3 protein-coding genes and 1 pseudogene are annotated in these 5,302 nt (G+C 56.8%); 2 read left to right on the top strand and 2 right to left on the bottom strand.

All coding sequences use genetic code 11. From position 1 onward, the window contains the following. Positions 1-265 precede the first annotated feature (265 nt). Complete coding sequence (locus AC5ZGW_RS45285) at positions 266-1,309, top strand: IS110 family RNA-guided transposase (protein ID WP_474419738.1); 1,044 nt, start codon at positions 266-268, stop codon at positions 1,307-1,309. Between the two features lie 1,221 nt (positions 1,310-2,530). Here AC5ZGW_RS45285 and AC5ZGW_RS45280 read toward each other — a convergent pair. Continuing rightward, positions 2,531-4,330, bottom strand: coding sequence for an effector protein (locus AC5ZGW_RS45280; RefSeq protein ID WP_130231634.1), 1,800 nt, complete (start codon positions 4,328-4,330; stop codon positions 2,531-2,533). A 136-nt stretch (positions 4,331-4,466) separates the two neighbouring features. Here AC5ZGW_RS45280 and AC5ZGW_RS45275 point away from each other — a divergent pair. Next, positions 4,467-4,651 (top strand): annotated as a pseudogene (locus AC5ZGW_RS45275) (IS256 family transposase); the annotation flags it as partial. A 379-nt stretch (positions 4,652-5,030) separates the two neighbouring features. Here the strand turns inward: AC5ZGW_RS45275 and AC5ZGW_RS45270 are convergent. Further along, positions 5,031-5,302, bottom strand: a 272-nt coding sequence (locus tag AC5ZGW_RS45270) for a transposase (protein WP_496114136.1), incomplete at its 5' end; no start/stop codon positions are given.

Genomic DNA, 5,302 nt, shown 5'->3' with positions numbered 1-5,302 from the left:
CAGCGGCGCGAACGGCGGCTGCGAAGCCTCGCACGACGGCAATACGCCTCGCCGGCGAAAGCGTCGTCGCCAATCGTCGCGCGGCGTCAATCAAGGCTTGCCAAAACCGCCGCGAGCGTCAATGATCCTCTGACTCGGCCGCCTCGTCTCATCTTGATTGACGCGCCGTTCTCATCCTGATTGATGTGGTGGAACGGCCCGCTCCGACAGCATCATCGTGCTAAAACGTGGTCGTTGTTCGAACGCCACAAGGAGGGACCGTTCCATGAAGCAGATTAGCACCATCGGGTTGGATTTGGCGAAGCACATTTTTCAAGTTCACGGCGCGGGTCCCGATGGCTCGCCGGTGTTCAACCGGAGACTACGGCGCAGCGAGGTGCTGCGTTTCTTTGAGAAGCTGCCACCATGCCTGGTGGGGATGGAAGCCTGCGGCAGCGCCCATTATTGGGCGCGCGAGATTGCAACTTTCGGTCATCAAGTGCGGCTGATTCCGCCGGCTTATGTCAAACCCTTCGTGAAGCGCGGCAAGACGGATGCGGCGGATGCCGAGGCCATCAGCGAAGCCGTGACTCGCAAGACCATGCGCTTCGTTCCGATCAAAACGGCCGAGCAGCAAGCCGGAACGATGGTCCTGAAGAGTCGCGCACTTCTGGTGAAACAGCAAACGCAGACGATCAACGCCCTGCGCTCGCATCTGGCTGAGTTGGGCATCATTGCCGCCGCTGGCCGGACAAAGGTCGAGGCGTTGGTTGCAATCGTACGGGATGTAGCAGATATCCGCTTGCCTGCGGCAGCGCGCTTCGCGCTGACGGCAATTGCCGATCAGATCGAGGCCCAGGCGGACCAGATTGACAAGCTCGAGCGAGCCATTGTTGCTGCGGCAAAGACCGACAAGGACATGCGCCGACTGACTACGATCCCCGGCATTGGAGCCATTACAGCGGCGACCATCAAGGCGCTGGTGCCAGATCCCGGCGGCTTCAAATCCGCTCGTCACTTTGACGCCTGGCTGGGACTGACGCCGCGACAGCATTCGAGTGGGGGCAAGGAGCGGATGGGGCGCATCTCGAAGATGGGAAACCCCGAACTTCGGAGCCTCCTCGTTCTTGGGGCGACATCCGTCCTGCGAATTGCCCGGAAGGCTGATCGGGCGCCGCCATGGTTGAAGTCGCTGCTCGCCAGACGTCCGTACAAGGTGGCAGCGGTCGCACTGGCCAACAAGACAGCGCGAATTGCCTGGGCGCTCTTGAACAAGGGCGGGATTTATCGGCACCCGGAGACGCTAGCGACGACTACGGCTGCCGCTTGATGAATACAGCAGCTGTCAAAGAGATCTGACCGGCGCGGGCCGGCAGAGGGCAAGGAGCAATAACAGGCGATGAACCCACGGGACGAAATCCCGGCACGAGTGAGGCTGGCGCGACAATGCGCTTCAAGCGCGTCTGATTGATTTAGCCCCTTGTGTCGCGGACTTCATCGAGGCCAGCGGTCATGCGCCGCGCTTTACAGGCCGTATACATGACCGCACCGCTCCCATGTGTGAAGTCGACTGAGAAAGCTCTTGCGCCCGCGGGCCGTTCCATACATGTCGCGCTATACCCATGGGACGAAATCCCGAAACGAGTGAAGCTACTGCCCCCAATGCGCTCAAGCGCGTAAACTTGATTTAGCTCCTCGTTCCCCGGATCTCATCGAGGCCAGCGGCCATGTGCCGCGCGCAAAGGCCGGACATATGACCGCACCGTTCCAATGTGTGAAATCGACTGAAAAAGCTCTTGCCACGCGGGCCGTTCCACATAGGGGGGCAAGGTCACCACCGTCTTGCCAAGGATTGGTCCGGAAATCCTGTGATAGGGTAGGATATAGCGAGCTTTTTTCATCTCACCAAAGCGCGCCCAGCGGGCCGTGCCATGGTGCTGTGGCTTCAACACTATGAGGGCCACGGTGAGCGATGCGATCACAGCCGTGACGCCGATGATTGCCAATCCGCGGTGAAAACCTGCGTCACGTACCCTCGGAAAAAGGGCGCCTCGTACCAGATCGCGAAGATATCAAAGCTCTGAATCGCATGCAGAGTAATTCCCTGCCGGAAGTTCGCATAGACGCTCGCCAGAAATAGACCAACGAGCAGCGATAAAGCTCCACCAAATAGAAGCCCTTTCTGACTCGAACAAAATGATCGTCGGACGTCCTGAGTCAAGCGTACGCGTCGCTGGCTTCGGTCTCGGTCGCAATGTTGCACCATACCCGTTTCAGGTTATAGCGATCGCTCATTCGATTCTTGCGGTGGTTCGACATCGCGAAGGGCAACCTCGTTCTTGGCTTCGCCCTCCTCACCAACAAAGAATTGGGCTCGGCATCTATGGCGCGTCCCGACGCGCGGCCCGTAGGAATGATGACTTGGTCGGTCATCGCAACGATGATCCAAGATCCCTCACCCCCGAGCGTCCGCCGAAATCCCAGCCGTCTATCCCCTTCTCTGCGGGAACAATGCTCGAGTAAGACAACGTCGCGGATCGCCTGTTCAACATCAACATCTGCCGACACCCTCCACAATGCGCGGGTCGAGGCCTGCTCTCTTCGTGGCTTCGTCACGACGTCTTGTTGCTTCCAGCAAAGCCATTCTCCTGTCGTTTGGCGTCGCATTGACGACGCTAGTACTTCGGTAGCTAGAAGGTTGCGCCTTGCTAAAATTATCTTTGATCGCGTCGTTTCTGTTTGCAACGTCGGAGGTGGGTAAGGTCTCTGACGCCGTCTCCGAGACTCCTGGTTTGGTTGCTCCATCACCATGATTCGTTGCTGTCCACGGCGGCATACCCCACGGGTATTCGCGCCCATTGAGCCCCGCACCGCTCTTCAACTCGCCTTGGAGCTTAGGAAGTTGCGTCTTGCCAAAATCTTCGTTGATCGCGTCGTTTCTGTTTCCAACATCGGAGGTGCGTAAGATCTCTGACGTGTCCGAGCCTCCTAGTTTGGTTCCTCCATCACCATGACTCGCTGCTGTCAACACCTTAGGAGGTTGCGCCCGGCTGAAGTCGTCTTGACGTGTTTCCCGAGCGATCTGTGGCGCGACCGTTGACTGCCTTTGCGCAGCCGCCAACATGATCTTGTTGATGTTTGTGGGAGAAATGCTGTTCGCCGGTCCATGGCCGTCCACACGAGTGGGTTCAAAATGACTGGAATCGTTAGGTTGTTGGTGCGTAGCGCCGCGAGCTATATTATCCCTTTCATTCGATGGAGATTCGAAAGGATAGGTGTTGTCCCAAGCAGCCTTATGTTCGGACGCTTCAGCAGCTCTCATTATCTGGGCATTTCGCTCATGCTCTTGAAGGCCCTTCAGGCGCGTCTTCAATTTTATACCCAAAACTGTTGTTGTAACGATCTTGGCATCATTGCCAACATATTTGGTTTCCCGCTTGAACAACTTGCCAAAGGTATGTTTGGCTTCGGTCAATTGATGGCTCGTTTTGTCGAATACGGCCGACCTCTTGTTCCAAAGCCTTCGGTGGGACGTAATGTTTCTGCCCAGCTCATTTCCCTGCGGGTCCAGTAAAGATGTATATGATTTGACACCGAAGAGGGTTTTGGTTTCGGTTACCTCCGTTCTCCTGTCTTGAGATTTTATCGAATGCTTCGAGAAGAAGCCACGAATTTCGCGGCCGATCAGTGTCAGACTGCCGTTTTCGTCCCGCTCGAAAACTTCTTTTCTGGAGCCTTTTGTCCGGGTTAAAGTGCGATACTTCTTATTGTCGGCCTGGCTTACGTAGGGCGCGCTAATTTCCTCGGAAATTGCCCGGAAAAACCGACCATCCCGAAACCTATCCGTGTAGTAGCTGGTGCGGAGCAGGTGACCGTTTTCGTCCCGTTCCCATTTCTCACGCAAACTGCCATCTTTGAGTTTGAGACTGCGGGAGCGGAGTTCACCGTTCGCGTCAAAGCTGTAATGCGCCGTTTTCCGCCAATCCTCCCTTTCAAGCTGGCTGATGTAAACAGTGTCTGACTGAGGAGCACGTTTCAGGACCTCCGTGGTCCTCCTGACCACGCCCCTCTTACGCGTGCGCTCGTCATTGTTTTCGATTGCCAGCTTCTTGTTGCCGAGGAACTTGTAGCCGATTTCACCATGATAGCCCTCTTTCACTTTATCAAAGAGCGCCATCTCCTTGGCATATGTCGTTTGTTTGCTTGGTCTTCTAAGCAAGCGATCTATTCTACGAGCTTCATCAGTCGTTTCCCGCGCTCGACGAGACTGATCTGCTTCTCGCCTAGCGGAACGCGCGTCCTTGTAGACTCTGTCTCTCAGCTTGATTGGTTTTTTTTGGATGTCGACCATTAGTCGGGCCTTCTGCTAACTCTTGAGCTATCGCTGAAAGTTGGTGACGGTGGGAATCGGGAAGGCGCATATCGTGGGGGTGCGTGACGCCTCCACTTCTCCACCGAAGGAGCGATATGCCGCGTCCAAAGATAACATGATCAAGCTGATTCAGCCAGGAAATGTCGACGATCAACTCACCGAAATCTTGCGCAATGGGGCGCGTGCTCTGTTGGCTCAGGCGGTCGAGGCCGAGGTCGCGGACTTTCTCGGCAAGCATTCCGATTTGAAGACTGCGGACGGCCACCAGCGCGCGTCGTACGCCACGGTCACCTGCCGGAGCTATGCGGGAAACTGGGTGATGACGGACTGAGATAGGCGGCGTATCGAGGCGGGTGTCGAAGCCTGCCAGAACCTCACATGGGATGGTTCGTGTCAAGGCCATCAATCGCAATGCATCAGCAGTCCCTCCGAAGCGTCGCTATCCAGGTCCAAGCCCGTGCGTGACGCGGCTCGTTTGCCGAGCCTGATCAACCTCACATTCGGTCGCCACCTTTCGCGGCTGCACCAATATCCCGCTTGCGGCGGACGGGGCTCAGGACGACGAGACCACTCTCTCAAACGGCATTTCGCCAGGGTTCTGGTCGGTTCGTCGACCTGGATCCACCAGGACTGATCGGGTCCTGGAGAATTTTCAGAATAATTCGAGGAGCAGCCGAGATTAGCTGTTCTGCATGATGGCACCTTCGATGACGACACCGGCGGTCACAAACTTCCAGAGCGCAACCAGCAGCTTGCGCGCAAGCGCCACGATGGTCGACTTCTTCATGCGGCCACCATTGCGCTGGACGCGCTCCTTGAACCATCGAGCCAGCGCAGAGCCGGGCTGATGACGCAGCCACAGCCAGGACATCTGGATCAGCGTCGTGCGTAATCTCGGATTTCCAGCTTTCGAAACGCCCTGTTCTCGATCAACGGATCCACTCTGCCAGG

Source organism: Bradyrhizobium sp. Crot121, assembly GCF_059512385.1.
This window is presented reverse-complemented; position numbering and strand designations above follow the sequence as displayed.

Excerpts from the sequence above, each read along its gene's own strand:
- AC5ZGW_RS45285 (WP_474419738.1), top strand. The coding sequence starts at position 266 with ATGAAGCAGATTAGCACCATCGGGTTGGATTTGGCGAAGCACATTTTT.
- AC5ZGW_RS45280 (WP_130231634.1), bottom strand. The coding sequence starts at position 4,330 with ATGGTCGACATCCAAAAAAAACCAATCAAGCTGAGAGACAGAGTCTAC.